This is a genomic window from Microbacterium lushaniae (assembly GCF_008727775.1).
Lineage (GTDB): Bacteria > Actinomycetota > Actinomycetes > Actinomycetales > Microbacteriaceae > Microbacterium > Microbacterium lushaniae.
In genome coordinates, this window is record NZ_CP044232.1 from 1774833 (window position 1) to 1800891 (window position 26059).

General features: G+C 71.9%; 22 protein-coding genes. 5 read left to right on the plus strand and 17 right to left on the minus strand.

Features of this window, described 5'->3' with window-relative positions; genetic code table 11:
• Positions 1 to 48 precede the first annotated feature (48 nt).
• The 5 genes from F6J85_RS08380 to fdhD all read right to left on the minus strand — a co-directional run bounded on the left by F6J85_RS08380 (position 49) and on the right by fdhD (position 5428).
• Complete coding sequence (locus tag F6J85_RS08380; protein WP_150924606.1) at positions 49 to 2985, minus strand: DEAD/DEAH box helicase; 2937 nt, start codon at positions 2983 to 2985, stop codon at positions 49 to 51.
• Positions 2986 to 3031: 46 nt separating this feature from the next.
• On the minus strand, positions 3032 to 3442 hold the full coding sequence (gene nusB, locus F6J85_RS08385) for a transcription antitermination factor NusB (RefSeq protein ID WP_150920305.1): 411 nt from the start codon (positions 3440 to 3442) through the stop codon (positions 3032 to 3034).
• A 3-nt stretch (positions 3443 to 3445) separates the two neighbouring features.
• The gene (gene efp / locus F6J85_RS08390) at positions 3446 to 4006 is read right to left on the minus strand and encodes an elongation factor P (RefSeq protein ID WP_150920304.1); all 561 of its coding nucleotides are present in this window, start codon (positions 4004 to 4006) and stop codon (positions 3446 to 3448) included.
• 85 nt (positions 4007 to 4091) lie between these two features.
• Positions 4092 to 4550, minus strand: coding sequence for a type II 3-dehydroquinate dehydratase (gene aroQ, locus F6J85_RS08395; protein ID WP_150924607.1), 459 nt, complete (start codon positions 4548 to 4550; stop codon positions 4092 to 4094).
• Positions 4547 to 5428, minus strand: coding sequence for a formate dehydrogenase accessory sulfurtransferase FdhD (gene fdhD, locus F6J85_RS08400; RefSeq protein WP_150924608.1), 882 nt, complete (start codon positions 5426 to 5428; stop codon positions 4547 to 4549). The genes aroQ and fdhD overlap by 4 nt, the downstream gene beginning before the upstream one ends.
• Positions 5429 to 5784: 356 nt before the next feature.
• Between fdhD and F6J85_RS08405 the strand changes: the two genes are divergently transcribed.
• The gene (locus tag F6J85_RS08405) at positions 5785 to 7023 is read left to right on the plus strand and encodes a molybdopterin molybdotransferase MoeA (protein WP_150924609.1); all 1239 of its coding nucleotides are present in this window, start codon (positions 5785 to 5787) and stop codon (positions 7021 to 7023) included.
• Positions 7020 to 7895 (plus strand): NTP transferase domain-containing protein, encoded by an 876-nt coding sequence (locus F6J85_RS08410; RefSeq protein WP_150924610.1) that lies wholly within the window; start codon positions 7020 to 7022, stop codon positions 7893 to 7895. Before F6J85_RS08405 ends, F6J85_RS08410 begins: the two co-directional genes overlap by 4 nt.
• A gap of 4 nt (positions 7896 to 7899) precedes the next feature.
• Here the strand turns inward: F6J85_RS08410 and F6J85_RS08415 are convergent, their stop codons facing one another.
• The 11 genes from F6J85_RS08415 to F6J85_RS08465 all read right to left on the minus strand — a co-directional run bounded on the left by F6J85_RS08415 (position 7900) and on the right by F6J85_RS08465 (position 21338).
• Positions 7900 to 10221, minus strand: a complete 2322-nt coding sequence (locus F6J85_RS08415; protein WP_150924611.1) for an FdhF/YdeP family oxidoreductase — start codon at positions 10219 to 10221, stop codon at positions 7900 to 7902.
• A gap of 35 nt (positions 10222 to 10256) precedes the next feature.
• A complete protein-coding gene (aroB, locus tag F6J85_RS08420; RefSeq protein ID WP_150924612.1) occupies positions 10257 to 11336 on the minus strand; it encodes a 3-dehydroquinate synthase in 1080 nt (359 codons plus the stop codon).
• Positions 11333 to 11863: a shikimate kinase gene (locus F6J85_RS08425; protein WP_150924613.1), complete on the minus strand. Its 531-nt coding sequence runs from the start codon at positions 11861 to 11863 to the stop codon at positions 11333 to 11335. The genes aroB and F6J85_RS08425 overlap by 4 nt, the downstream gene beginning before the upstream one ends.
• Positions 11850 to 13079 carry a chorismate synthase gene (aroC, locus tag F6J85_RS08430; RefSeq protein WP_150924614.1) on the minus strand — a complete coding sequence of 410 codons (1230 nt, stop codon included), beginning with the start codon at positions 13077 to 13079 and terminating at the stop codon, positions 11850 to 11852. Before aroC ends, F6J85_RS08425 begins: the two co-directional genes overlap by 14 nt.
• A 4-nt stretch (positions 13080 to 13083) precedes the next feature.
• Complete coding sequence (locus tag F6J85_RS08435; RefSeq protein ID WP_150927294.1) at positions 13084 to 13914, minus strand: shikimate dehydrogenase family protein; 831 nt, start codon at positions 13912 to 13914, stop codon at positions 13084 to 13086.
• Positions 13908 to 15383, minus strand: coding sequence for an endolytic transglycosylase MltG (mltG, locus tag F6J85_RS08440; RefSeq protein ID WP_150924615.1), 1476 nt, complete (start codon positions 15381 to 15383; stop codon positions 13908 to 13910). Before mltG ends, F6J85_RS08435 begins: the two co-directional genes overlap by 7 nt.
• A gap of 1 nt (position 15384) precedes the next feature.
• The gene (gene ruvX / locus F6J85_RS08445) at positions 15385 to 15858 is read right to left on the minus strand and encodes a Holliday junction resolvase RuvX (protein WP_150924616.1); all 474 of its coding nucleotides are present in this window, start codon (positions 15856 to 15858) and stop codon (positions 15385 to 15387) included.
• Positions 15855 to 18521: an alanine--tRNA ligase gene (gene alaS, locus F6J85_RS08450; protein WP_150924617.1), complete on the minus strand. Its 2667-nt coding sequence runs from the start codon at positions 18519 to 18521 to the stop codon at positions 15855 to 15857. The genes ruvX and alaS overlap by 4 nt, the downstream gene beginning before the upstream one ends.
• A gap of 64 nt (positions 18522 to 18585) precedes the next feature.
• The gene (locus F6J85_RS17975) at positions 18586 to 18996 is read right to left on the minus strand and encodes an ATPase (protein WP_238707101.1); all 411 of its coding nucleotides are present in this window, start codon (positions 18994 to 18996) and stop codon (positions 18586 to 18588) included.
• Positions 18997 to 19069: 73 nt separating this feature from the next.
• On the minus strand, positions 19070 to 19699 hold the full coding sequence (gene rpsD, locus F6J85_RS08460; RefSeq protein ID WP_150924618.1) for a 30S ribosomal protein S4: 630 nt from the start codon (positions 19697 to 19699) through the stop codon (positions 19070 to 19072).
• Positions 19700 to 20009: 310 nt separating this feature from the next.
• Positions 20010 to 21338 (minus strand): replication-associated recombination protein A, encoded by a 1329-nt coding sequence (locus F6J85_RS08465; protein WP_150924619.1) that lies wholly within the window; start codon positions 21336 to 21338, stop codon positions 20010 to 20012.
• 107 nt (positions 21339 to 21445) lie between these two features.
• On the opposite strand from F6J85_RS08465, the gene F6J85_RS08470 reads away from it, so the two are divergent.
• From F6J85_RS08470 to F6J85_RS08480, 3 genes are all read left to right on the plus strand, one after another.
• Positions 21446 to 21751 carry a dioxygenase gene (locus F6J85_RS08470; RefSeq protein WP_150924620.1) on the plus strand — a complete coding sequence of 102 codons (306 nt, stop codon included), beginning with the start codon at positions 21446 to 21448 and terminating at the stop codon, positions 21749 to 21751.
• Positions 21752 to 21838: 87 nt separating this feature from the next.
• Entirely contained in the window at positions 21839 to 23104 is a 1266-nt protein-coding gene (locus F6J85_RS08475; protein ID WP_150924621.1) for a DUF349 domain-containing protein, read from the plus strand.
• A gap of 92 nt (positions 23105 to 23196) precedes the next feature.
• Positions 23197 to 23778: a hypothetical protein gene (locus F6J85_RS08480; RefSeq protein ID WP_150924622.1), complete on the plus strand. Its 582-nt coding sequence runs from the start codon at positions 23197 to 23199 to the stop codon at positions 23776 to 23778.
• On the opposite strand, the gene F6J85_RS08485 is transcribed toward F6J85_RS08480, so the two are convergent.
• A complete protein-coding gene (locus F6J85_RS08485; protein WP_150921065.1) occupies positions 23757 to 26012 on the minus strand; it encodes a RelA/SpoT family protein in 2256 nt (751 codons plus the stop codon). The two genes, F6J85_RS08480 and F6J85_RS08485, sit on opposite strands and share 22 nt — an antisense overlap.
• Positions 26013 to 26059: the final 47 nt, after the last annotated feature.

Sequence of the window (26059 nt, forward strand, 5' to 3'; positions counted from 1 at the left end):
GCGAGCCCTCCCTGGGCGGAGGGTGGACGGGGCCGGGCAAAACCCGGGTCAGGGCGCGAGGAGACCGCGGATGTCATCGGCCCCCAGCGCGCCGGAGAACGGGTCGCCGTCGTCCAGGACGGAGCGGAACAGCTCCGACTTGCGCTGCTGCAGCGCGGCGACCTTCTCCTCGATCGTGCCCGCCGACAGCAGCCGGTAGACGAACACGCTCCGGGTCTGCCCGATGCGGTGGGTGCGGTCCACGGCCTGCGCCTCGGCGGCGGGGTTCCACCACGGGTCGAGGATGAAGACGTAGTCGGCCTCGGTGAGGGTGAGGCCGAACCCCCCGGCCTTGAGGCTGATCAGGAAGGCCGTGGCATCCCCCCGGCGGAATCCCTCGACGACGCCCGCACGATCGGCGGTGGACCCGTCGAGGGAGGCGTACGCGATGCCGGCGGCATCCAGGCGCGCGGCGGCGAGGGCCAGGAACGACGTGAACTGACTGAACACGAGCGCCCGGTGTCCCTCCGCGGCGACCTCGGTGAGCCGGTCCAGCAGCGCGTCGAGCTTGGCCGAGCCGAGGTGGGCGTCCTCGGGCGACACGAGCGCGGGGGCGAGGCTCAGCAGGCGCAGGAGGGTGAGCGAGCGGAAGACCACCATGCGGTGGCGGTCGAGGTCGTCCAGGAGCCCGAGCACCTTGCGCCGCTCGCGCTGCAGCACGGCGTCGTACCGGGCCCGGTGCGCGGGCGCGAGTTCGACATGCACGTCCTGCTCCTGCCGCGGCGGCAGCTCGGGGGCGACGAGCTCCTTCGTGCGCCGCAGCACGAACGGGCGGATGCGGCGGCGCAGGCGCTCCACGCGCCGGGCCCGGTGGCGGGCGGCTGCGTCGGTGGCGACCGGCGTGTTCGCGGCAGCGGGGGCTTGTTCGATGGGGCGGATGTATTCCTCGCGGAACCGCCGCGCGGAGGGGAAGAGCCCCGGTGCGGTGAGGGAGAGCAGGGCCCACAGATCGGTGAGGCTGTTCTCCAGCGGCGTTCCGGTGATCGCGACCGTCATGCCGCGGTGAAGCCCCGCGACGGCCTGGTGCAGCTTGGTCCGCGGGTTCTTGGCGAACTGGGCCTCGTCCAGGAGGACGCCCGCCCACTCGTGCGCCGTGAACGCCGCTGCATCCAGCCGCAGCACCGCGTAGGACGTGACGACGAGGTCGGCCTCGGCCGCCGCCTGGGCGAGGGACGTGCGCGAGCGCCCACCGGTGGCATCGACGGTGCGCACGACCAGCTCCGGCAGGAACCGCGCCGCTTCTTCGGCCCACGTGGCCAGCACCGAGGTGGGCGCAACGACGAGGAACGGCCGCCGCTCGCCCTCGGTCCGGGCATGGGCGACCAGCGCGAGGGTCTGCAGCGTCTTTCCCAGTCCCATGTCGTCGGCGAGGATGCCGCCGAGCCCGTGCCGCCACAGGAACGCCAGCCAGGAGAACCCGGCCTCCTGGTAGGGGCGCAGCTGCGCCCGCAGGGCCGGCGGTGGCGGTGGCGGCTCGATCGCGTCGGTGTCGCGGAGGCCGGCGACCGTCGCCCGCCAGGCCATAGCTGGTTCGGCCCGGTCGGCGAGATCCTCGAACTCGGTCCACAGGCTCACCTGCGTGCGGGCGATGCGGGGCCCCGTCTCCCACTCGGCGAGGGATGCGGCCTCCTCCAGCAGTTCCTTGAGCCGGTCGAGCGCGGGGTGGGCGAGGGAGAAGTACGCGCCGTCGGAGAGCATCATGCGCGCGCGTCCCCGCGCGAGCGCCGTGAACAGCGGGCCGAAGGGGATCGTGCGCCCCTCGACCACGACGAGGACGCCGAGATCGAACCAGTCCGGGTCGGGGCTCTCCACGGCGGTGATCGTGATGGCGGGATCTCCGGTGAGCTCGCGGTACTCGGGCCGCTCGCCCGTGATCTCCACGCGTACGCGCGGGAGGGCTTCCAGGGCCGGGAGGACGCGCGCGGAGAACTCCGCCGCATCCAGGTCCCGGACGGTGGCGGCGGAGGCGAACGGCGACGACGTCGCGTGCGCCCACGCCGCTCGCACGCGCTCGGCGAGGTCGGCCTCCGGCCCGTCGAGGTCACGGCTGCTGAAGGGGACCGGCGGACGGCCGGGGTGCACCCACGTCATGTCGTAGCGGACGGTGTGCGAAGGCCGGAACTCCACCGCCACCCGCAGGGACGGTCGCTCCGGCGCCGGCAGCACGAGCCCCTCGGCGGCGGTGACGGCGGTCCGCCGGGCCAGCACGGGGTACAGCCGGTCGAGGAACTCCGCCTTTTCGCCGGCGGGCACGAGGAGACCCGCCGATCCCAGGAGCGCCGGGACCGGGTCGGGCAGATCGGCGGGAGCCAGTACGACGGGGATCGGGTCGCGGTGCAGGGCGAAGGCGTACAGGCCGCTCGTCCCGATCGGGCGCACCCACTCGGCCGCCGCATCCGTCCCGTCGATCTGCACGGTGGCGCTCACCCGCAGGCCGCCGCCGGGCTCCGGGTGCAGCGTCACGCCGACGCGGGCGGCGGCGGCGAGGGAGACCTCCTGCTGCGTGTGGGCGGCCACGACGGGGATCCCGAGCGCGGCGGCGGCGGCAAGATGCGGCCACACGTGCGCCGACGACGCCGTGTCCAGCGTGATCCACTCGGGGCCGGGCGAGAAGCTCCCGGCGATGCGGGGAGCGGAGGCGATCCCGATCAGTTCGGTGAACCACCGCGCGTGCGCGGCCCGGTAGCGCTCGGGAAAGCGGCGGATCGCGTCCCACGACACGTCGCCCCTGATCCATCCGCCGCGCGCCCCCGGTACGAGCGGCCGCATGGCGATCGACAGGTCGCCCTGACGGCGGGCGAGGGCGCGCGGGGTGACCGCCGCGACCGCGCGGGGCTCCCACCGGCCGGGGTCGTACGCGTCGCGCTGGCGCAGCTCGATCCCCAGGCCCAGGGGCGTGGCGGCGGGGTCTTCGGAAGCCGGGATCAGCGCGCGCCAGGACGACATCGCCGCATCCTCCTGGGCACGTGCGACACCCCAGCCGGCCGCCGGGTCAGCTGCCGCGCGAGATCCGCGCCAGCACGCCGTGGACGAAGGCGCCGGAGTCGTCGGTGGAGAACTCCTTGGCCAGCTCCACCGCCTCGTCGATCGCGACGGCGACGGGGACCTCGTCGTTGTAGAGGATCTCCCACGTGCCGATCCGCAGCAGGGCGCGGTCCACGGCCGGCATGCGCGCGAGGCTCCAGTCCTTCGCGAACGTGGTGATCTGCTCGTCGATGTCGTCGTGGTTGTCGATCACTCCGTCGACGATCTCGCGGGCGTAGAGCCAGGACGACTCGCGTGCCGGTTCGTTCGCGGCGCGCTTGGCCTCGGCGGCCAGCACGGTGGAGATGTCCTCTCCGCGCACATCGGCGGAGAAAAGGATGTCGAGGGCGCGTTTGCGCGCCTTGGTGCGAGCGCTCACGCGTCAGTTGACGCGGCCGAGGTAGTCGCCCGTGCGGGTGTCGACCTTGACCTTCGTGCCGGTCTCCAGGAACAGCGGCACCTGGATCTCGTATCCGGTCTCCACCGTGGCCGGCTTCGTGCCCGCCGACGAGCGGTCGCCCTGCAGGCCCGGCTCGGTGTAGGTGATCTCCAGCACGACGGATGCGGGCAGCTCGACGTACAGCGGATTCTCGTTGTTGAGGGCGATCTGCACCTGCTGGTTCTCCAGCAGGAAGTTCGCGGCATCCCCCACGACGGAAGCGGGAACGGAGAGCTGATCGTAATCGGCGGTGTCCATGAAGACGTAGCTGTCGCCGTCGTTGTACAGGTACGTGAAGTCGCGGCGGTCGACGTTCTCGATGTCGATCTTGGTGCCGGCGTTGTACGTGCGGTCCACGGTCTTACCCGTCACGACGTTCTTGAGCTTCGTACGCACGAACGCGCCGCCCTTGCCGGGCTTGACGTGCTGAAACTCCACGACGCTCCAGAGCTGACCGTCGATCCTGAGGACGACGCCGTTCTTGATGTCTGCGGTGGAAGCCATGGGCGAAGAGGGTCCGTTCGTCGGGGAGGGGGCCGGACGCGGCCCGGCTCAGCATTCTACGCGATGACGCGTGGCCCGCTGGAGGTCAGCCGTCGGCCTGCCCGGTGATGACGTCGCACAGCAGCGCCACGGCTCGCGCGTACCCGGGCACACCCTCGCCCACGACGTGCACGACGGCGACATCCGCGATGTAGGAGTGCTGGCGGAACGGCTCCCGCGCCGACAGGTCGGAGATGTGCACCTCGGCGACGGGCAGAGCGACCGCCGACAGCGCGTCACGCAGCGCCACGGAGGTGTGCGTGTACGCCCCCGCGTTGATGACGATGCCGGCACAATCCTCGCGCGCGTCGTGGATCGCGTCGATCAGCACGCCTTCGTGGTTGCTCTGGACCGCCCGGACCGCGAATCCGCGCGCGGCGGCGGCCTCGGTCGTGACGCGCTCGACGTCGGCGAGGGTGTCGGTGCCGTAGATGTGCGGCTCGCGCGTGCCCAGGAGGTTGAGGTTGGGACCGTTGACCAGCAGCAGGCGGTGGCTCGTCGTCACGCCTGCACACTACCAGCGAGCCGGTCGGCGGCCGGGGCGTCGGATGCGGTGATCACGCGGTCGGCGCGGGTGTAGACGTTGAGCGTCTGGCCGCGCGAGAACCCGACGAGGGTCAGGCCCCGGGATGCGGCCAGGTCGACGGCCAGGGAGGACGGTGCCGACACGGCGGCGAGGACGGGAATGCCGGCCATCGCGGCCTTCTGGACGAGCTCGAAGCTCGCTCGTCCCGACACCTGCAGCACGGTGCCGCGCAGTGGGAGGCGGTGCGAGAGTGCGGCCCATCCCACCACCTTGTCGACGGCGTTGTGTCGCCCGACGTCTTCGCGCAGGACGAGCAGCTCGCCCGTGGCCGCGTCGAAGAGTCCGGCCGCGTGCAGCCCGCCGGTCTTGTCGAACACGGCCTGCTGCGCACGGAGCGCGTCGGGAAGACCGGCCAGCACCGACAGGTCGATGTGCGCGTGGTCACCGGAGACGTCGTACGCCGACACGGTCTCCACCGCGTCGATCGACGCCTTGCCGCACACGCCGCACGAACTGGTCGTGTAGAACGACCGCGCGATGTCGGGAGAAGGCGGCGTGACGCCGGGGGCGAGCGTGACGTCGAGCACGTTGTACGTGTTCTCCACTCCCCCGGTGCCCGGTCCTCCGCAGTGGATGGCGCCGGCGAACTCGTCTCCGCGGGAGATGACTCCCTCCGACACCAGGAAGCCGGCGGCCAGCTCCACGTCGTGACCCGGGGTGCGCATCGTGACGGCCAGCGGCGAGCCGCCGACGCGGATCTCCAGCGGCTCCTCGACGGCGAGGGTGTCGGGTCGTCGGCGCTGCGTGCCGTCCACGCTCAGCGTGAGGATCGGCTTGCGTACCGTGATGCGTCCCATCTCAGCCTCCGATGGCGATGTCTTCCGAGCCTAGCCTCGTCGCTCCGCCGCCGGGCCCGCCCGAACTCCGCAAAACCGATCCGCCCGGCGCGCGAAGCCGGGTGTTTCGGCCCCGTCGGGTGCGTTCTTGCGGAGTTCGGTCGGCCGGGCGTGGACGGGAGGTCGGTGCGCCGTGCCGCCGGGGCGGCCTCTCCCCCGCCCGAACTCCGCAAAACTCGAGCAGTTGGGCGGCGGAAGGGGGTGTGTGGGCGGGGTCCGGCCCGGATGTGAGGAGTTCGGGCAGCGGCGGGCGGCGCAGCCGGGCGACGGCGGCCGAGGGTGCGGGGCGCGGGACGCCGGGCGGATAGTGTGGCGGGATGGTGCGCACCGTCGAGGAGCAGTGGGCCGACGTCGTCGCAGCGGTGCGGATGCTGCCTCCGGTCGACCTGCCCCTGGCCGAGGCCGCCGGCCGCACCCTCGCCGCCGACGTCGCCGCCGCAGTGGACATCCCGGTGTGGGACAACTCCGCCATGGACGGCTTCGCGGTCCGCTACGACGACGTCGAGGCCGCACGGGCGGATGCGCCGGTCGCACTGCGCGTGGTCGCCGACGTCCCCGCCGGTTCGGACCTGGATCCTCCGCTGGCACCGGGCGAGGCCGCGCGCATCATGACCGGCGCCCCCGTCCCCGCTGACGCCGACGCGATCGTCCCGTTCGAGGACACCCGCGACGGCCTTGCCGACTCGCTGCAGACGGTCACCGTCATCGCCGCCCCCTCCGGCCGTGGAGCGCACATCCGGCGCCGCGGCGAAGACGCCGTCCGCGGCGATGTCGTCCTCCCCGCCGGCGCGCGCCTGGGAGCGTGGCAGCTCGCGGCGGCCGCGGCGGCCGGGGTCTCCGTCGTCTCGGCGACTCGTACGCCGCGCGTGGCGGTCTTCTCCACCGGTGACGAACTCGTCGCCCCCGGGGAGCCGCTTCGGCGGGGACAGATCCCCGAATCCAACGCGACCCTCCTCGCCGCCCTCGTGACCGAGGCCGACGCCGAGGTCGTGCTGCGCGGTGTCGTGAGCGACGACGAGGAGGAGTTCCGCTCCGCCCTCGCCCAGGCCGCCGAACGCGGCGCCGACGTCGTCCTCACCTCCGGAGGTGTGAGCGCCGGGGCGTTCGAGGTCGTCAAGAACACGCTCGGCGACGCCGCAGACATCCGCTTCTCGGCCGTGGCGATGCAGCCGGGCAAACCGCAGGGCTTCGGCGTGCTGCCCGGCGGCGCGCTGTTCTTCGGGCTCCCCGGAAACCCGGTGAGCGTCGCGGTGTCGTTCGAGGTCTTCGTGCGCCCGGCACTGCTGCGGATGCAGCGGCGCTCTCACGTGCATCGTCCGGTGCTGCGCGTGCGGGCTGCCGCCGGCTGGCGGACGCCGTCCGGTCGCCGGCAGTACGTGCCCGTGCGTCTCGACCGCACCGATCCGGCGGAGTGGACCGCGGAGCCGGCCACCGCGGGCGGATCGCGTTCGCATCTGGCCGGGGGGCTGGGCCGGGCGGAGGCGTTCGCCGTGGTTCCCGCCGAGGTCGAGAAGGTCGAGCCTGGCGACAGCGTGGAGATCATGCTGCTGACATGAGCGCGCGCGGGGAGTTCTCGTTCGATGCGGTCGTGCTGGCCGGGGGCCGCGCCGCCCGGATGGGTGGGGTGGCCAAGCCGGCGCTCACGGTGGGGGGACGCTCGCTCCTGGGCCGCACGGTGGCGGCCGCTCGGGGCGCCGGGGCGTCGCGGGTCATCGTGGCGGGTCCGCCCGTGGCCGGGGTCGACGACGTCCGCTGGGTGCGGGAGGTGCCCGCGTTCGGGGGTCCCGTCGCGGGCGTCGCTGCGGCGCTGGCGGAATCCACCGCGCCATGGGTCATGATCCTCCCCGCCGACCTCATGCATCCGGGGCCGGCGGTGGCGGCGCTGGCGGACGAAGTCCCCGTCGCGGATGGGGCGTGCCTGCGGGATGAGGAGGGCCGCGCGCAGTGGCTCACGGGTCTGTTCCGTGCCTCTTCGCTGCGCCGCCGCGTGGCGGCTCTCGGCGCCGGGGTTCGCGATGCGCCCGCGCGCGCACTGCACGAGGGATTGGACATCTCGCCGCGCCCGGGTGCCGCTTCAGCGGCGGAGGACGTGGATACGTGGGATCATCTGCGCGAGGCGCGCCGGCGGTTCGGCGCCCGGAAGGAGACGAACATGGCCGAGGACTCCTCGCGCACACTGCCCCCTGAAGCCCTCGAGGAGTGGGGCCGCGCCCTGCGGGAGCGTTTCGGGCTCGCCGAGGAGGATCTGCCCATCGCGCTGATCCTCGACCTCGCCCGCGACGTCGCCAACGGGGTGGCCCGTCCGGCGGCGCCCTTCAGCGCGTATGTCGCGGGGCTCGTTGCCGGACGCGCCGGCGGAACGCCGGAGCAGGTCCGCGACGCCGTCGCGGCGATCACGACCCTCGCCGAGGGGTGGGGCGGGCGCTGAGCGGTCAGCCCTGGCGACGCTCCATCCGCACCAGCACCGACTTCGACGTGGGCGTGCCGCTGCCGTCGGCGGTGGAATCCAGCGGGACCAGCACGTTGGTCTCGGGGTAGTACGCGGCGGCGTTGCCCCGGGGCGTGTCGTAGGCCACGACGCGGAAGCTCTCCGCGCGCCGTTCCTCGACGCGACCGTCGCGCGCGGTCCATTCCGACACGAGGTCGACGATCTCGCCGTCCGCCACTCTCTGGGCGTCGAGGTCGTCACGGTTGACGAAGACGACACGGCGCCCGCCGTAGACGCCCCGGTAGCGGTCGTCCTTGCCGTAGATGGTCGTGTTGTACTGATCGTGCGAGCGCAGCGTCTGCAGGAGCAGGCGCCCTTCCGGGATGACGGGATACTCGAGCTCGTTGACGGTGAAGTGGGCCAGGCCGTCGGGCGTGGCGAACGTGCGGTCGTCGCGGGGTCCGTTGGGCAGGACGAACGTGCGGCCGCCGGCGATGCGCTGCTCGTAGTCGGAGAAACCGGGGACGACGCGCGAGATGTGGTCACGGATGAGCGTGTAGTCCTCGCCCAGTCGCTTCCAGTCCGCCCGCGGAACGTTCGGGGAGTCCTCGCGACCTTCGAAGACCAGTTCGCACAGGCGCGCGATGATCGCCGGTTCCGACATCAGGTCGTCGGCGGGCGGCCGGAGGCGTCCGCGGGAGGCGTGCACGGCGCTCATGGAGTCCTCGACGGTCACGCGCTGCTCGCCGCCACGGCGCACATCCCGGTCGGTGCGTCCCAGGGTCGGGATGATGAGCGCGCGGCGCCCGGTCACTACGTGCGACCGGTTCAGCTTCGTCGACACCTGCACCGTGAGGTCGACGTTGCGCAGTGCCGCCTCGGTGACCAGGGTGTCGGGCGTCGCACTGGCGAAGTTGCCCCCCATCGCCAGGAACACGCGTGCGCGGCCGTCGCGCATGGCACGGATGGCTTCGACGGTGTCGTAGCCGTGCTTGCGGGGCGCGTAGAAGTCGAATTCTGCGTCGAGGGACGCGAGGAAACCTTCGTGCGGCTTCTCGTAGATGCCCATCGTCCGGTCGCCCTGCACGTTCGAGTGACCGCGCACGGGGCACACGCCCGCGCCGGGCCGCCCGAGGTTGCCCTGCAGCAGGAGCATGTTGACGACGTCGCGCAGGGTCGCCACCGAGTGCTTGTGCTGCGTGAGCCCCATGGCCCAGCACACGATGGTGGATGTGGACGTCCGGACGAGTTCGGCGATGCGGCGGAGCTCGGCCTCGGCGATCCCGGTCGCCGTCTCGAATTCCGCCCACGGCGCGTTGCGCATCGAGTCGCGGAACTCTTCGAAGCCGCTGGTGTGGCGCGCGAGGAAATCGGTGTCGAGCACGCCGCCGTCCGCGGCTTCGGCCTCCAGGAGATGTGCGGCGATCGCCTGGAAGAGCGCCTGGTCGCCGCCGAGGCGGATCTGGACGAACTCGTCGGCGAGCTTCGTGCCGCCCAGGATGACGCCACGCGGGGTCTGCGGGTTCTCGAAGCGCAGGAGACCCGCCTCCGGGAGCGGGTTGACCGCGACGATCGTGGCGCCGTTGCCCTTGGCCTTCTCCAGCGCACTGAGCATGCGCGGATGGTTGGTGCCGGGGTTCTGCCCGGCGACGATCAGGAGGTCGGCGTGGTGGATGTCTTCGAGGGAGACGGTGCCCTTGCCGATGCCGATCGTCTCCACCAGAGCCGAGCCGCTGGACTCGTGGCACATGTTGGAGCAGTCGGGCAGGTTGTTCGTCCCCAGCCCGCGCACGAGCAGCTGGTATAGGAACGCCGCCTCGTTGGAGGTTCGGCCCGAGGTGTAGAAGATCGCCTCGTCCGGGTCGTCGAGTTCGCGCAGCGCGTCGGCCACGGTCCTGAGCGCGTCCTCCCACGAGATGGGCCGGTAGTGGGTGTCGCCCTCGTCCAGCATCATCGGATGGGTCAGACGCCCCTGCTGGCCGAGCCACCAATCGTCGTGCTCGGCCAGGTCGGCGAGCGAGTGCTCGGCGAAGAACTCGGGGCGGACGCGCCGGATGGTGGCCTCCTCGGCCACGGCCTTCGCGCCGTTCTCGCAGAACTCGGCCAGGTGGCGCTTGTCCTCTTCGGGCCACGCGCATCCCGGGCAGTCGAAACCGTCCTTCTGGTTGACCCGCATGAGGGTCCGCGCCGTGCGCGTGACGCCCATCTGGTCCACGGCGATGTCGAGGGCGTGCAGAACGGCCGGTACGCCGACGGCCTTGCGCTTGCGAGCGCCGACCGTGACGTCGGACTCGTCGATGTCATGGGTGGGGGGCTTCGTCGCCATGATCCGAGCCTAAACCTTCGGCGAGCAGGCGAGGATCAGCCGGCGACTTCCTGGTAGGCCGCGAACAGGAGCGACTCGTCCGGAGCCTGCAGGACCGTCGGGCGGCCCACGTCGTCGAGCACAATGAAGCGCAGCATCCCCCCGCGGCTCTTCTTGTCCCGCTGCATCGTGGCCAGCAGCTGCGGCCACGCACCGGCGCGGTAGGTCATCGGCAGGCCCAGTGCGCCGAGAATGTCGCGGTGGCGCTGCACGACGGCGTCGGGCAGCCGCCCGGCAAGGCGGGAGAGCTCGGCGGCGAAGGTCATGCCCACCGAGACGGCGGCGCCGTGGCGCCAGCGATAGCGCTCGGCGTGCTCGATGGCGTGTCCCAGGGTGTGGCCGTAGTTGAGAACCTCGCGAAGGCCTGCCTCGCGCAGATCCTCGCTCACGACCCTCGCCTTCATGTCGATGGCGAGCTCGAGCGTGCGCCGGAAGGCGTCGCTGTGCGGGTTCACGACCTCGACCGGGTCGGCCTCGATGAGGTCCAGGATCTCGGGGTGCCAGATGAAGCCGGCCTTGACGACCTCGGCATAGCCGGCGACGCGTTCGTTGGGCGACAGGGAGTCGAGCAGGTCCAGATCGCACACGACCGCGTGCGGGGGCCAGAACGCGCCGACGAGGTTCTTCCCCTCGGCGGTGTTGATGCCCGTCTTGCCCCCCACGGCGGCGTCGACCATGCCGAGCACTGTGGTGGGCACCTGGACCACGGGCACGCCGCGCAGCCATGTGGCCGCGACGAAGCCGGCGAGGTCGGTCACCGCTCCCCCGCCGAATCCGACGACCGCGTCGGTCCGCGTGAAGTCCGCCTGCCCGAGGATCTGCCAGCAGAACGCCGCCACCTCCACGCGCTTGCCCTGCTCGGCGTCGGGGATCTCGGCCAGCAGCACCTCGCGGTCGGTCAGGAGTGACTGCCGCAGCGCCTCTGCCCGTTCGGCGAGCGTCGGCGGGTGCACGATGAGGACCTTGCGCGCGGCGGCGGGCAGGAACTCGCCCAGGCTGCCGAGGAGACCCCGCCCGACGGTGACGTCGTACGGGGTCGTTCCGGTGACGGTGACGGTGACGGTGGAGAGGGTCATGCGGTGCTCGATCCGGTCGGTGCGGATGCGCGCGCCCAGTGGGCCACGGCATCCACGACGGCCCGCAGGGGGCCGCGGGAGGTGTCGAAGGTCACGTCGGCCAGCGCCTCGTAGATCGGCAGCCGGGCCTGGAAGATCTCGGTCCACCGCGTCATGCCGTCCTCGCCGGCCAGCAGCGGCCGGGATCCGCCGCGGATGCGGCCGGCCACGACGGCGGGGTCGACGGTGAGGAGCACGACGCGCACCGGCGCGAGGTCGGCGCGGGTGTCGGGGTGCAGCACCGCGCCCCCGCCGAGCGACACGACGCCGCCGCCCTGGAGCGCCTCGCGGACCGCGTCGCGCTCGAGTCGGCGGAAGCCCTCTTCGCCGTGCGCTGCGAACAGGTCGGGGATGGGACCGTGGGTGCGGGCCAGGATGGCGTCGGTGTCGGTGAAGGTCACGCCCAGCTGCTTGGCGACGCGGCGGCCCACGCTGGATTTGCCCGCCCCCATCGGACCGATGAGGGCGATGGTGTCAGACGCCGGCATCGGTGGCGGCCGCCGCCGCATCGCTGGCCGGCGTCGTGCGCAACGCATCCGGGAGGGCGTCGAGGTAGGACAGCAGGTTGCGCCGGGTCTCCCCGACGCTGTCGCCGCCGAACTTCTCCAGCACCGCCTCGGCCAGCACGATCGCCGTCATCGCCTCGGCCACGACGCCGGCCGCCGGCACGGCGCACACATCGGAGCGCTGGTGGTGGGCGGTGGCGGCTGTTCCGGTGGCGACATCGATCGTGCGCAGAGCATGCGGCACGGTCGCGATCGGCTTCATGCCTGCCCGCACGCGCAGCACGGTCCCGGTGGACATACCGCCCTCCGTACCGCCGGCGCGGTCGCTCGCACGGGCGATGCCCTCCGCCGTCGCGAACAGCTCGTCGTGGGCCTGCGACCCGCGCCGCGTGGTCGTGACGAATCCGTCGCCGACCTCCACGCCCTTGATCGCCTGGATGCTCATGAGCGCCTGCGCGAGCTTGCCGTCCAGGCGGCGGTCCCAGTGCACGTGCGAACCGAGCCCCGGCGGCAGGCCGTATGCGAGCACCTCGACGACACCGCCGAGGGTGTCGCCGGCCCGGCGTGCGTCGTCGACCTCCGCGACCATGCGGGCGCTGGTGGCGGCGTCGAAGCAGCGCAGCGGATCGGCGTCGAGCACGTCGACGTCGTCGGGGGTGGGCAGGGATGCGTCCTCGGGGACGCGCATGGGACCGATGGAGAGGGTGTGGCTGACGAGGCGGATGCCGAGCTCCGACAGGAAGGCGCGCGCCAGGGCGCCCAGCGCCACGCGGGCCGCCGTCTCACGGGCGCTGGCGCGCTCGAGGATCGGACGCGCTTCGTCGAAGTCGTACTTCTGCATGCCGACGAGGTCGGCGTGACCGGGCCGGGGGCGGGTGAGGGCGGCGCCACGTCCGCGGGACTTCTCGGTCAGTTCGGTCGGCTCCGGGTTCATCACCTCGACCCACTTGGGCCATTCGGTGTTGCCGATGCGCAGGGCGATGGGGCTGCCGAGGGTCAAGCCGTGCCGCACGCCGGAGGAGATCGTGAGCTCGTCCTCCTCGAACTTCATGCGCGAGCCGCGGCCGTAGCCGAGCTTGCGCCGCGCGAGGTCGGCGCGGATGGCATCGGACGAGATCGGCACGCCGGCGGGGAGACCCTCCATGATGGCGACCAGTTCGGGGCCGTGGGATTCGCCGGCCGTGAGCACGCGGAGCATTGCCCTAGTCTCCCACGAGCGCCCGACGCATCGCGGCCAGGACGGCAGGCTCCTCCGGCAGCGCGGTGCCGGGGTCGCCGCAGGCGAAGACGCGCACCTGCAGCAGAGCCTGATGCAGCAGCATCCCGTATCCCGAGAAGGCCACGCCCCCCGCCCGCTCCCACGCCGCGGCGAGCGGGGTGGGCCAGTTGCCGTAGACGACGTCGACCAGCACGCCGCCCGCCGCCGCCAGACGGTCGGCCTGCGCGCCGAGGTCGGTGCCGCCGGGCAGCGTCGCGATGGTCACCGCGACGCGATCGGATGAGGCCTCGTGGAAGCCGGACGCGGTGACGAGCACGCCGAGCGCCTCACCCAGCGCAGTGAGGGCGGCGACGGCGTCGGGACGCCGTGCGACGACCTCGACGCGGCGCGCGCCGAGGTCGGCCAGCGCCACCAGCGCCGAGGTGGCCGTGGCGCCGGCGCCGAGGATCCGCGCCGCGGGGGCCTCATCGACGCCCTGCTCGCGCAGGGCGCGCACGAGGCCGCCGACGTCGGTGTTGAATCCGTGCGGCTCCGCGCCGAGCAGCAGCGTGTTGACGGCGCCGGTCACCTGCGCATGGCGGTCCAGCACCGTCGCCGCGCGGGCGGCGGCGTGCTTGAGCGGCATGGTCAGCGACAGCCCCCGCCACGTGGCATCGAGCCCTGCCAGTTCGGCGTCGAACCGATCCTCGCTCACGCGGCGGCGCCCGTACTCCCAGTCCAGCCCGAGCACGCGATACGCCGCGGCATGCAGGCGCGGCGAGCGGCTGTGCGCGATCGGATCTCCCCAGACGGCGAGTCTGGTGCCCGTCAGCATCCCTTGCCCGGGTTGTCCTTGCACCAGGAGATCCACTGCTGGCGTGCTGCTTCGTGCTCGTCGGCGGTGGAGGTGAAGACGGTCTCGCCGGTGTCGAGGTTGACGGTGACGAAGAACAGCCAGGGCCCGTCCGCCGGGTGCATGGCCGCCTCGATCGCCGCGTCGCCGGGGTTGGCGATCGGCCCCGCCGGCAGCCCGTCGATGACGTACGTGTTCCACGGGTTGTCGTCGAACTGCGCCTCGTCCGACGTGCTGGCCGAGCCGGCGTGGAGCTCGCCGTAGCCGTACTGTGCGGTGGAGTCCATCTGCAGCTTCATGCCCTGGTCGAGGCGGTTCTGGATGACGCGGGACACCTTGGCGAAGTCATCGGGCCTGCCCTCGCGCTCCACGATGGACGCGACGGTCAGCACGCGCTGCCGGTCGGCTTCAGGCACGCCCGCCTGATCGAGGGACTCGACGGTGCGCGAGACCAGCCGGGCGATCACGTCACTCGGGGTCGCCGCCGGATCGAAGGTGTACGTGGCGGGGAAGAGCCACCCCTCCAGCGAGTCCGACGGCACACCGTACGCGGAGGGATCCGCCGCGGCGGCCTGCAGCTCTTCAAGGGGCATCTCGAGCTGCTCGGACAGCGTGGTGAGGCTCTGCTCGGCGGTGAGGCCTTCGCGCAGCTGGGCGGTGTTCTCCATCCGGCTGGCCGGATCGGCGAGCTTCTCCAGGACTGCTGCGGCGTTCATCTGCAGCTGCAGGCGGTAGACGCCCGGCTGGAAGGTGAAGGCGACGCTGTTGTCGATCATGTAGTCGTACAGCGCCTCGGGGGTCTTGGTCACCCCGGCGTCGAACAGCTTCTGCGACACGGGCCCCCCGGTGTCGCCGCTGGCGATCGTGATGGTCGTCTCGCCGTGGGCCAGCCCCGGCTCGTAGTCGTTGGGCTCCTCCCACCCCATGAACGAGCGGATGCCGTCTTCATACGTGTTCCACACCCACAGGCCGCCCGCCGCGACGCCGCCGACGAGCGCGAGGACGATCGCGAGCGCGATCCAACCGGCCGTCCTGCGCCGCTTCCTGCTCGGTCGCGGCGGCGGGGCGCCGAGGTCGCGCGTGGACTCGTCCCCGGAGAACAGATCGTCCAGGGTCGCAGCCGCTGCCGGGCGGCCTCCTCCAGCCGGGCGCGCAGCCGAAGAGGCACCGACGAATTCCCGCTCACGGGCGGCGACGGGTACCGGCCCGTCCTCCGGCGCCCGGCCGGCCGTACGGGCGGGTCCGTGCGCGGCAGTGTCTTCGCCCCCGAGGGTCTCGCCGGTGCCGTCGTCGCGTGCGGCCGGTGCGTCGTTGCGGCCACGCTGGGCCGCCCGCGCCTCCCGCCGCGACCTCGGAGTCGAGTCGCCGGCGTTGCCGCGCCGATGCGGGTCGGGCAGCTTTCCGTACAGATCCGGGAACGGATCGTCGAATCCAGAGGAGGTGTCGGGCATGTCAGGCGGGCTCCTGTCCCGGAGGGAGTGCCACTCCGGCCGGGTTGCCGGAGCTTCTCTCGACATCGAGCGCCTGCTGGAGGAGGACGACGGCGGCGACTTGGTCAACAATGTTACGAGAACGACGCTGGGAACGCCCGGCGGATCGCAGAGCGCTGTGTGCGCTCACCGTGCTGAGGCGCTCGTCGACCAGCCGCACGGGAGTCGGTGAGGCCGCCGCCAGCGCGGCGGCGAAGTCACGGGCGTCGGTCGTGGAAGGCGTGTCTGCGCCGCTGAGGTTCGTCGGGAGGCCGACGAGGAACTCCAGCGCCTCGTACTCGGCGGCCAGCTCCAGAAGCCGCCGGATCGTCGTGTCCGAGCGTGGCACCGTTTCCACGGGCACGGCGAGCAGGGCGTCGGGGTCGCTGCGGGCGACCCCGACGCGCGCCTTCCCGACGTCGACGCCGAGCCGGATGCCGCGGCGGATGGCCGTCACTCCCCCTGCGCGGCCAACTCTGCGGCCACGGCATCCAGCGCAGCGCCCAGCGCTCCCGCATCGGTGCCGCCGCCCTGCGCCACGTCGTCGCGTCCGCCGCCGCCCCCGCCCAGGGCCGCCGCGGCGACCTTGGCCAGTGCCCCGGCCTTCGCCCCGGCTGCGCGGGCGCCGTCGTTGGTGGCCACGACCACGGTCGCGCGCTCGCCCAGCGTCGCACCGAGGGCGACGACGGCGGGGCCCTCGCCCATGCGGTCGCGAATCTGCAGCGCGAGCGAGCGGACGTCGTCGGCAGAGGACGCGGCGCCGATCGACTGCGCGACGACCCGCACGCGTCCCGCCGTGGTGGCGGTGTTCGCCAGCTGCGGCACGCGGTCGGCCAGCGCCCGCGCCTCGAACTGCGCGATGCGCTTCTCGGCGGCCTTCAGGCTCGCGGTGAGCTCCGCGATGCGGGCGGGGAGCTGATCCCGCGGGGTCTTCAGCGACGACGTCAGCTGCGAGACGATGGCGCGCTCGGCGGCGAGGTCGCGGAACGCGTCGAGCCCGACGAGGGCCTCCACCCGGCGGTTGGCGGCGCCGACGGAGGATTCTCCGACGAGGTTGATGAGCCCGACCTCGGCGCTCGTGGACACATGGGTCCCCGCGCACAGTTCGCGCGACCACGGGCCGCCGATGTCGACCATGCGGACGGTGTCGCCGTACTTCTCCCCGAACAGCGCCACGGCGCCGAGCTCGCGTGCCTGATCCAGCGGCAGTACGCGCGTGGTGACCTCGAGGTTGTCGCGCACCGCGTTGTTGGCGATCTCCTCGATCTCCGACCGCGTCTGCGGTGACAGCGACTGACCCCACGAGAAGTCGAAGCGGAGGTACCCGGCGCGGTTGAGCGAGCCGGCCTGCGTGGCCGACTTGCCCAGGGTGTCGCGCAGGGCGGCGTGGACGAGGTGCGTGGCGGAGTGCGCCTGCCGGGCGGCACGGCGGTTCGCCGCATCCACCACGGTCGTTGCCGGCTCGCCCACGGCGACTTCTCCGGTGGTGATCTGAACGGTGTGGCTGATGAGGCCGGGCACCGGCTTCTGCACGTCGAGCACGTCGGCCTCGTAGCCGGGACCGACGATGACGCCCTTGTCGGCGACCTGACCGCCCGACTCGGCGTACAGCGCCGTCTCGGCGAGGATGACCTCGGCGACCTGGCCTGTGCGGGCGCGGTCGACCGAGACGCCGTCCACGAGCACGCCGAGCACGCGCGACTCGGTCTCCAGATCGGTGTAGCCGGTGAAGACCGTCTCGCCGTGAGCACGGAAGTCGCGGTACACGCTCTGGTCGGCGAACGCGCGCTTGCGCGACTTCGCGTCGGCCTTGGCGCGGTTGCGCTGCTCGAGCATGAGCGAGTCGAAGGCCGCGCGGTCGACGGAAAGGCCGGCCTCCTCCGCGATCTCCAGCGTGAGGTCGATCGGGAAGCCGTACGTGTCGTGCAGCAGGAACGCCTCGGGCCCCGACAGCGTCGAGCCGCCGGTCTTCTTGGTGTCTTCGACAGCGAGGTCGAGGATCGTCGAACCGGCCGCCAGGGTGCGCAGGAACGTCTCCTCCTCCGCGACGGCGTACTGCGAGATGCGCTGCCAGTCGGTCTCCACGACCGGGTAGGCGTCCTTCATCGCGTCGCGGGATGCGGCGAACAGCTCGGGGAAGGTCGGAGCATCCACCCCCAGCAGCCGCATGGCCCGGACGCTGCGGCGCATCAGGCGGCGCAGGATGTAGCCGCGACCGTCGTTGGCGGGCGTCACGCCGTCGGAGAGCAGCATGAGCGAGGAGCGCACGTGGTCGGCGATCACGCGGAAGCGCACGTCGTCCTCGTGGTCGGCCCCGTAGCGCCGGCCGGAGAGCTCGACGGCGCGGTCGAGCACCGGGCGCACCTGGTCGGTCTCGTACATGTTGTCGACGCCCTGCTTGATGAAGGCGACGCGCTCCAGGCCCATCCCGGTGTCGATGTTCTTCGCCGGCAGATCGCCGATGATGTCGAAATCGATCTTGGAGCGGACGTTGGTGATCGCGTACTGCATGAACACGAGGTTCCAGATCTCCGTGAACCGGTTGTCGTCCACGGCCGGGCCACCCTCGCGCCCGTAGGCGGGACCGCGGTCGAAGTAGATCTCGGAGCACGGCCCTGCAGGGCCCGGCTGGCCGGTCGACCAGTAGTTGTCCTCGCGCCCCAGGCGCTGGATGCGCTCGACGGGAAGGCCGGCGATCTTCTGCCACAGCTCGGCGGCTTCGTCGTCGTCCTGGTACACCGTGACCCACAGGTCGCGCTCGGCGAAGCCCAGGCCGCCCTCGGACTCCGAGGAGGTGAGCAGCTCCCACGCGTAGGAGATCGCCCCCTCCTTGAAGTAGTCGCCGAACGACCAGTTGCCCAGCATCTGGAAGAACGTGCCGTGCCGGGCGGTGTGTCCGACCTCTTCGATGTCGTTGGTGCGGATGCACTTCTGCACGTCGGCCGCGCGCGGGTAGGGCGCGGGCACGACCCCTGTCAGATACGGGATGAACGGCACCATCCCCGCGACGGTGAACAGCAGCGACGGGTCGTCGGTGACGAGGGAGGCGGAGGGGACGATCGTGTGGTCGTTCTTCTCGAAGTAATCGAGGTAGCGCTGGGCGATCTCAGCGGTCTTCATTCAGCGGGCCTTTCGGGAGGCGCAGTCATCCGGCCCGGGCGACGGGCAGGGAGGCAGGGGGCGGTCAGGAGGAGACGGTACGCGAGTCCGGGTCGTCGCCGGATGCGGACTCCTCGGCGGCGCCTTCGGTGGCCATGGCGGCATCCGCGCTGTCTTCGGCCGCGGAGGTCATGGCTTCTTTCGCCGTGCCGGTCGCGGAGGCGACGGCATCCCTGGCGGTCTCGAACGCCGTCGTGGCGGCGTCTTTCACCTCGGCCGCGGGGCCGGCGAAACGGGCTTCCTGCTCGCGGTACGCGACGCCCAGCCGGTCGGTGAACTCGGTGATGCGCGCGTCCACCTGCGCGAGCACCTCGTGCCCGCGCGGGTCCTTGTTCATGAGATGGGCGGCGGCGAAGCCACCGGCGACACCGAGCACAAACCAGAGCACGTTCTTCACGATCGTCACTTCCTCGGATCGGGGCCGCACACGCGGCATCCCCTCATCGTAGACGGCAGACGCCGAAGGGCGCCGGGAGAACCCGACGCCCTTCGTGCACGGTGAGCAGGGCTCAGCGCGCGGCGTAGTACTCGACGACGAGCTGCACGTCACACGTGACGGGCACCTCGGCGCGCTTGGGGCGACGCACCAGGCGCGCCTGCAGCTTGTCCAGCTCGACCTCGATGTAGCCGGGGACGGGGGGCAGCACTTCGGCGTGCCCGCCGGCGGCGGCGACCTGGAAGGGCTCGAGGCCCTCGCTCTTGGCCTTGACGTGGATGAGCTGACCCGGCTTCACGCGGAACGACGGGCGGTCGACGGTCTGGCCGTCGACGAGGATGTGGCGGTGCACCACGAGCTGGCGCGCCTGCGCGGTGGTGCGGGCCAGGCCCGAACGCACGACGAGGGCGTCCAGACGCATCTCGAGCAACTCGACCAGGTTCTCACCGGTCAGGCCCTCGGTGCGGCGGGCCTCGTTGAAGGCGATGCGCAGCTGCTTCTCGCGGATGCCGTACTGCTCGCGCAGACGCTGCTTCTCGCGGAGACGGACGGCGTAGTCGCTGTCCTGCTTGCGCTTGGTGCGTCCGTGCTCACCCGGAGCATAGGGACGCTTCTCGAGGTACTTGGCTGCCTTGGGCGTCAGCGCGATGCCGAGCGCGCGGGACAGGCGGACCTTACGGCGGTCCTGGGACTTCGTTGCCACGAAGGATTCCTTCCGAAGACGTGGCCGCGCACTTCGCGGCTCACGGACGTATCAACCCCTTCCGCCCGTCCGGTTCGCACGCCGGGGCGCACCGTACGGTGGTTCAGGAAGAGGGGGATGCCCGAAAACTCGGTTTCGAGCCGATTCAGTCTACCAGAGCTCCCCTGCGCTCCCCGATCCGCGCCATCCGCCGCCGCCGATCCCGCGGCAGCGTCCGCCCGCATTCAGGAGATCCGCCCGATTCAGGAGGAAACAGCGGCCTTTCGTCCTGATCCGGGCGATTCTCCTGATCTCGGGCGGGGGCCGGACGTCACTGCCCGTCGACGATGCGGCGGATCTTCTCCAGCCGCGCCGAGACGTCGCGCTCGGTGCCGTGGTTGGTCGGCTGGTAGTAGCGGCGTCCGCGCAGCTCGTCGGGGAGGTACTGCTGCGCCACGATGCCGATGTCGCTGTCGTGCGGGTACTTGTAGCCCTTGCCGTGGCCCAGGCGCTTGGCCCCGGGATAGTGCGCGTCGCGCAGGTGCGCCGGCACCCGCCCGAATCCGCCGGCGCGGACGTCGGCGATGGCCGCGTTGATGGCGTTGTAGGCGGCGTTGGATTTGGCCGTGGTCGCAAGGTAGGCGGTGGCCTCGGCGAGCGGGATGCGGCCCTCCGGCATCCCGATGAAGGCGACGGCGTCGGCGGCGGCCACCGCGATCTGCAGGGCCTGCGGGTCGGCCAGCCCGATGTCCTCGGCGGCGGAGATCACCAGTCGCCGCGCGATGAACCGCGGGTCTTCGCCGGCTTCGATCATGCGCGCGAGATAGTGGATGGCCGCGTCGACGTCGGAGCCGCGGATGGACTTGATGAAGGCGCTGATGACGTCGTAGTGCTCGTCGCCCTGCCGGTCGTAGCGCAGCAGCGCGCGATCGACCGCCTGCCCGATGTGCTCGGCCGTCACCACGGGGGTCGCGTCGTCTTCGGCGTCATCGGCGGCGACGGATGCGGCGGCCTCGAGCGCCGTCAGCGCCCGCCGGGCATCGCCTGAGGCGAGGCGGATGAGCGCGGCGCGCGCGTCCGGTTCGAGGGTCACCGCGCCGGCCAGGCCCCGCGGGTCGTCGATCGCGCGGTCGACCAGCAGCCCCAGGTCTTCGTCGTCGAGGGGCCGCAGTGTCAGCAGCAGCGACCGCGAGAGCAGGGGCGAGATGACCGAGAACGAGGGGTTCTCCGTGGTCGCCGCGATCAGCACGACCCATCCGTTCTCCACGCCCGGCAGCAGGGCGTCCTGCTGCGCCTTGGTGAAGCGGTGGATCTCGTCGAGGAACAGGATCGTGGACTGGCCGTACAGGTCGCGCTGGTTGAGCGCGTCCTGCATGACCTCGCGGACGTCTTTCACGCCCGCCGTGATCGCGGAGAGCTCGACGAACCGCCGCCCCGACGACCGCGCGATCGCCTGGGCGAGCGTGGTCTTGCCCGTACCCGGTGGTCCCCACAGGATCACCGACGACCCGGCGGCGGATGCGTCGGAGGACGCCAGCGCCACGAGGGGGGAACCGGGACGCAGGAGATGCCCCTGGCCGGCGACCTCGTCGAGGGAAGTGGGCCGCATCCGCACCGCGAGCGGGGTCTGCCCCCGGAAGAGCGCGGCGGAGGACGTCATCGCTCCAGGCTATCCGGGCCCACCCCCACGAATGCCGCTTTTGGCCCCGACCGTGCGCCGTGCGTAGGATGCTTCGCGCCTGGGAGCACCGGGCGGAGGAGGACGCTGTGGCCGGCAAGGGGCGCGATACACGCGAGGCGCGCGAGCGCGCACGGGTCTACCAGGCCCGCCGGCAGTACCACGAGGGACAGAGCCGCCGCCGTCGCCGCGACAACGTGCTCGCGGCCGTCCTGGGCGGAGCCGTCATCCTCGCCGCCGTCGGCGGCCAGGTGGCCTACTTCACCGTCGGCCCCGGCACACCCGAGCCCTCGCCCAGCGCCACCCCGACGACGCCCGCCGAGCCCACCGAGCCCGCACCGCCCACCGAGCCGGGACCCACGCCCACGCCCGGCGACATCGCACCCACGCCGTGACGTGCGCCCTGCGCCACCGCCGGGTGACGTACTAGGCTCAAGGGGTCCCTAACCGTAGGCGGCCCGAGCCGCGATGAGGTGCCTTCCGTGACTGCCGACGCCGAGACTTCCGACACCAACCCCGCCCCGCAGACCGCTTGGGGCCGCGTCGATGACGACGGCACCGTGTCGGTGCGCGAGGGCGATTCCTGGCGCGTCGTGGGGCAGTACCCCGACGGCACGGCCGAAGAGGCCCTCGCCTACTACCAGCGCAAGTTCACCGACCTGGCCGGCGAGGTGACACTGCTGGAGGCGCGGGCGCGCCGGGGCGGAGCATCCGCCGCCGACCTGCGCTCCACGGCGAAGACGCTGCGCACGCGCACTGCGGATGCAGCGGCCGTGGGCGATCTGGAGAACCTCCGCACGCGCCTGGACGCGCTCACCGCGACCCTCGCCGAAGCCAGCGAAGCCGAGACGGCCGCCGCCAAGGAGGCCGTGGAGGAAGCCGTGCGTGAGCGCACCGGCATCGTCGAGGCAGCCGAGGCGATGGCCGCCCGCGACCCGCAGACGGTGCAGTGGAAGCAGGCGTCGGAGGAGATGACGGCGCTGTTCGACCGGTGGCAGAGCCACCAGCAGAACGGACCGCGACTCCCCCGCGCCGTCGGCCAGCAGCTGTGGCGACGCTTCCGCGATGCGCGCGCGACGGTCGACCGCCACCGCCGCGAGTTCTACGCGAGCCTCGACCAGACCCACAAGGCCGCGCGCGACGCCAAGACCCGCCTCGTCGAGCGCGCGGAGGCGCTGGCTCCGCGCGGCGAAGATGCGATCGGTGCCTACCGCGACCTCCTGGACGAGTGGAAGAACTCCGGTCGCGCCGGCAAGAAGGTCGACGACGCGCTGTGGGCGCGGTTCAAGGCGGCCGGCGATGCGCTGTACGGCGCCCGGGCTCAGCGCGAGGCCGCCGATGTCGAAGCCTCCAAGGAGAAGATCGAGGCCAAGCGCGCACTGCTCGCCGAGGCTGCGCCGATCGCCGATGAGCGGGACGTCGCCCGCGCCCGCGCGCTCCTGACCGGCATCCAGCGCCGCTGGGACGAGATCGGACGCGTGCACCCCCGCGATGTCGAGCGGTCGCTGGACGACCAGCTCCGCGCCATCGAGCAGGGCGTGCGCACGCGTGAGGAAGCGGACTGGAAGCGCAACAACCCCGAGACCAAGGCGCGCGCCAACGACATGACCCGCCAGCTCACGGAGGCCATCGACAAGCTCGAGGCCGAGGTCGCCGAGGCGGAGGCCCGCGGCGACGAGCGCTCAGCCAAGCAGGCGCGCGAGGCGCTGGAAGCGCGCCGCACGTGGCTGCGCGCCGTCGGCGGCTGAGCGTCTCCTCCCCCGGCCTGCCCGCCGCAGGGCTGTCCACAGCTTCATGACGACGCGCCGCCCGACGGGCCGTGGGCCGCAAGACTGCCGGCATGGCATCCCCTTTCCTCTACTTCCCCGGGGAGCGGCTGTCGCAGGCGGAGCTGTCGGCGGCGTGCCTTGACGGCCACCTCATCGCGCTCGGTGAGGGATTCGTCCCCGCCGACCTGATCGAGACGGCGCCACTGCGGGCGGCGAGCCTGACTGCGCTGCTGGGCGACGCGCTGGCGGCATCGCATCTGAGCGCCGCGTGGGTCTACGGCGGGGTGGATGACCCGCCCGCCCGCCACAGCGTGCAGCGGGCGGTGCTGCAGCGCCTGCACCACGTCATCGACCGGCGCGTAATCTACCACGATCCCAGGATCGGAGCCGGTGACCTGCGCCGCGTCGGCGGCGTCCTCGTGACCACGCCCGCGCGCACGGCGGCCGACCTCGCCCGCACACCCGGTGACGGCCATCCCGAGGCGCTGCGCTCGTGGTCGGCACGAGACCCGGAGGTCGCCGAGCTGGGGCTGTCGTGGCTGGCGGCGCATCCGCGCATCCCGCATCGGCGCCGCGCGGCGGAGCTGCTGGCCGAGCTGAGAGCTGCTGCCCGGCCGGAAGTGGATGCGGGTCAGGAGGAGGTGACGCGGTAGACGTCGTAGACGGCGTCGATGCGGCGGACCGCGTTGAGGACGCGGTCCAGATGGACGGTGTCGCCCATCTCGAAGACGAACCGGCTGATCGCGAGGCGGTCGTTGGTGGTCTGCACGGTGGCCGAGAGGATGTTGACGTGGTGCTCGCTGAGCACCCGGGTGACGTCGCTGAGCAGGCCCGAGCGATCAAGCGCCTCGACCTGGATGTGGACGAGGAAGACGCTCTTGGACGTCGGGGCCCACTCCACCTCGATGATGCGTTCGGGGTCCTCGCGGAGGGACTTCACGTTCGTGCAGTCGGCGCGGTGCACCGACACCCCGCTCCCGCGGGTGACGAATCCGACGATCTCGTCGCCGGGAACCGGGGTGCAGCACTTGGCGAGCTTGACCAGGATGTCGGGAGCCCCGCGCACGAGCACGCCGGAATCGCCTCCGCGCGGTGCTTTGCTGCGCCCGACCTGCGGCAGGTCGATGGGCCCGGTCGAGGTGTCGTTGGCTCCGACGAGGGCGGTGACCTTCTCGATGACCGACTGCGTCGAGACGTGGCCCTCCCCCACAGCCGCATACAGCGCGGCGACGTCCTCGTACCGCAGCTGGTGGGCCACCTCGGTGAAGGAGTCCTGGCTCATGAGGCGCTGCAGCGGCATGTTCTGCCGGCGCATCGCGCGTGCGATCGCCTCCTTGCCCTGCTCGATGGCCTCTTCGCGGCGCTCCTTGGTGAACCATCCGCGGATCTTGTTGCGCGCGCGGGTGCTCTGGACGAAGCTGAGCCAGTCCTGGCTGGGCCCGGCGTCGGGGTTCTTGGAGGTGAACACCTCCACCACATCGCCGCTCTTCAGCTCCGACTCCAGCGGCACGAGCCGGCCGTTGACCTTGGCGCCCATCGTGCGGTGACCGATCTCGGTGTGCACGGCATAGGCGAAGTCCACCGGCGTGGCACCGGCGGGAAGGCCGATCACACGGCCCTTGGGCGTGAAGACGTACACCTCCTTCGCGCCGATCTCGAACCGCAGCGCGTCCAGGAACTCGCCCGGATCGGCGGTCTCGGCCTGCCAGTCGGAGATGTGCGCCAGCCATGCCATGTCGGTGTCGACCGACTTGCCGTCGGTCTTGCCGCCGCCGGCCACCCGCTCCTTGTACTTCCAGTGCGCAGCGACGCCGTACTCGGCCTGCTGGTGCATCTCGTGCGTGCGGATCTGGATCTCCACCGTGCGGCCGCCCGGGCCGATGACGGTCGTGTGCAGCGACTGGTAGAGGTTGAACTTCGGCGTGGCGATGTAGTCCTTGAACCGCCCCGGGAGCGGCGTCCACCGCGCGTGGATGGCGCCGAGCACCGCGTAGCAGTCGCGCACGGTGCCCACCAGCACGCGGATGCCGATGAGGTCGTAGATGTCGTCGAACTCGCGGCCTCGCACGACCATCTTCTGGTAGACGGAGTACAGCTGCTTCGGCCTGCCGACCACGCGCCCGCGGATCCGCAGCTCGCGCAGGTCGGCGTCGACGGCGGCGATCACGTTCTGCACGTACTGCTCGCGCTGGGGCGTGCGCTGCTTCACGAGACTCTCGATCTCGGCGTACAGCTTCGGGTGCAGCACGGCGAAGGAGAGCTCCTCGAGTTCGCTCTTGATCGCCTGGATGCCGAGGCGGTGGGCGAGCGGAGCGTAGATCTCGAGCGTCTCGGTGGCCTTCTTCGCGGCCTTCTCCGGCGGCACGAAGCCCCATGTGCGCGCGTTGTGCAGCCGGTCGGCGAGCTTGATGACGAGGACGCGGATATCCCGCGACATCGCCACGATCATCTTGCGGACGGTCTCGGCCTGGGCGCTCTCGCCGTACTTGACCTTGTCGAGCTTGGTGACGCCGTCCACGAGCATCGCGACCTCGTCGCCGAACTCGGCCGCGAGTTCCGCGAGGGGGTAGCCGGTGTCTTCGACGGTGTCGTGCAGCAGGGCGGCCGCGATCGCCTTCGGTCCCAGTCCCAGGTCGGCGAGGATCTGCGCGACCGCGAGGGGGTGGGTGATGTACGGCTCGCCGCTCTGGCGCTTCTGGCCCTCGTGCTTGCGCTCGGCGACCGCGTACGCGCGCTCGATGATGCCGAGGTCGCCCTTGGGATGGTGCGTGCGCACGGTGCGAAGCAGCTGGTCGACGCCGTCGCGCTTGGCCGAACGGGAGAAGATGCGGGGAACGAGGCGGCGCAGGGACGAGGTCTGGGTCACCGGTGGCACGATCTCGGTCATGTGGCCACCTCCCCTGTTCGCTTCGTAGCGCTCATCCTACGCCCGCG

Excerpts from the sequence above, each read along its gene's own strand:
- F6J85_RS08380 (WP_150924606.1), bottom strand. The coding sequence starts at position 2,985 with ATGTCGTCCTGGCGCGCGCTGATCCCGGCTTCCGAAGACCCCGCCGCC.
- F6J85_RS08425 (WP_150924613.1), bottom strand. The coding sequence starts at position 11,863 with ATGCCGGCGTCTGACACCATCGCCCTCATCGGTCCGATGGGGGCGGGC.
- F6J85_RS08415 (WP_150924611.1), bottom strand. The coding sequence starts at position 10,221 with ATGGCGACGAAGCCCCCCACCCATGACATCGACGAGTCCGACGTCACG.
- F6J85_RS08485 (WP_150921065.1), bottom strand. The coding sequence starts at position 26,012 with ATGACCGAGATCGTGCCACCGGTGACCCAGACCTCGTCCCTGCGCCGC.
- F6J85_RS08405 (WP_150924609.1), top strand. The coding sequence starts at position 5,785 with ATGGTGCGCACCGTCGAGGAGCAGTGGGCCGACGTCGTCGCAGCGGTG.
- F6J85_RS08410 (WP_150924610.1), top strand. The coding sequence starts at position 7,020 with ATGAGCGCGCGCGGGGAGTTCTCGTTCGATGCGGTCGTGCTGGCCGGG.
- efp (WP_150920304.1), bottom strand. The coding sequence starts at position 4,006 with ATGGCTTCCACCGCAGACATCAAGAACGGCGTCGTCCTCAGGATCGAC.
- F6J85_RS17975 (WP_238707101.1), bottom strand. The coding sequence starts at position 18,996 with ATGCCGCGTGTGCGGCCCCGATCCGAGGAAGTGACGATCGTGAAGAAC.
- fdhD (WP_150924608.1), bottom strand. The coding sequence starts at position 5,428 with ATGGGACGCATCACGGTACGCAAGCCGATCCTCACGCTGAGCGTGGAC.
- F6J85_RS08435 (WP_150927294.1), bottom strand. The coding sequence starts at position 13,914 with ATGCTGACGGGCACCAGACTCGCCGTCTGGGGAGATCCGATCGCGCAC.
- F6J85_RS08465 (WP_150924619.1), bottom strand. The coding sequence starts at position 21,338 with ATGACGTCCTCCGCCGCGCTCTTCCGGGGGCAGACCCCGCTCGCGGTG.
- F6J85_RS08480 (WP_150924622.1), top strand. The coding sequence starts at position 23,197 with ATGGCATCCCCTTTCCTCTACTTCCCCGGGGAGCGGCTGTCGCAGGCG.
- aroB (WP_150924612.1), bottom strand. The coding sequence starts at position 11,336 with ATGACCCTCTCCACCGTCACCGTCACCGTCACCGGAACGACCCCGTAC.
- aroC (WP_150924614.1), bottom strand. The coding sequence starts at position 13,079 with ATGCTCCGCGTGCTCACGGCCGGCGAATCCCACGGCCCCGAACTGGTC.
- alaS (WP_150924617.1), bottom strand. The coding sequence starts at position 18,521 with ATGAAGACCGCTGAGATCGCCCAGCGCTACCTCGATTACTTCGAGAAG.
- mltG (WP_150924615.1), bottom strand. The coding sequence starts at position 15,383 with ATGCCCGACACCTCCTCTGGATTCGACGATCCGTTCCCGGATCTGTAC.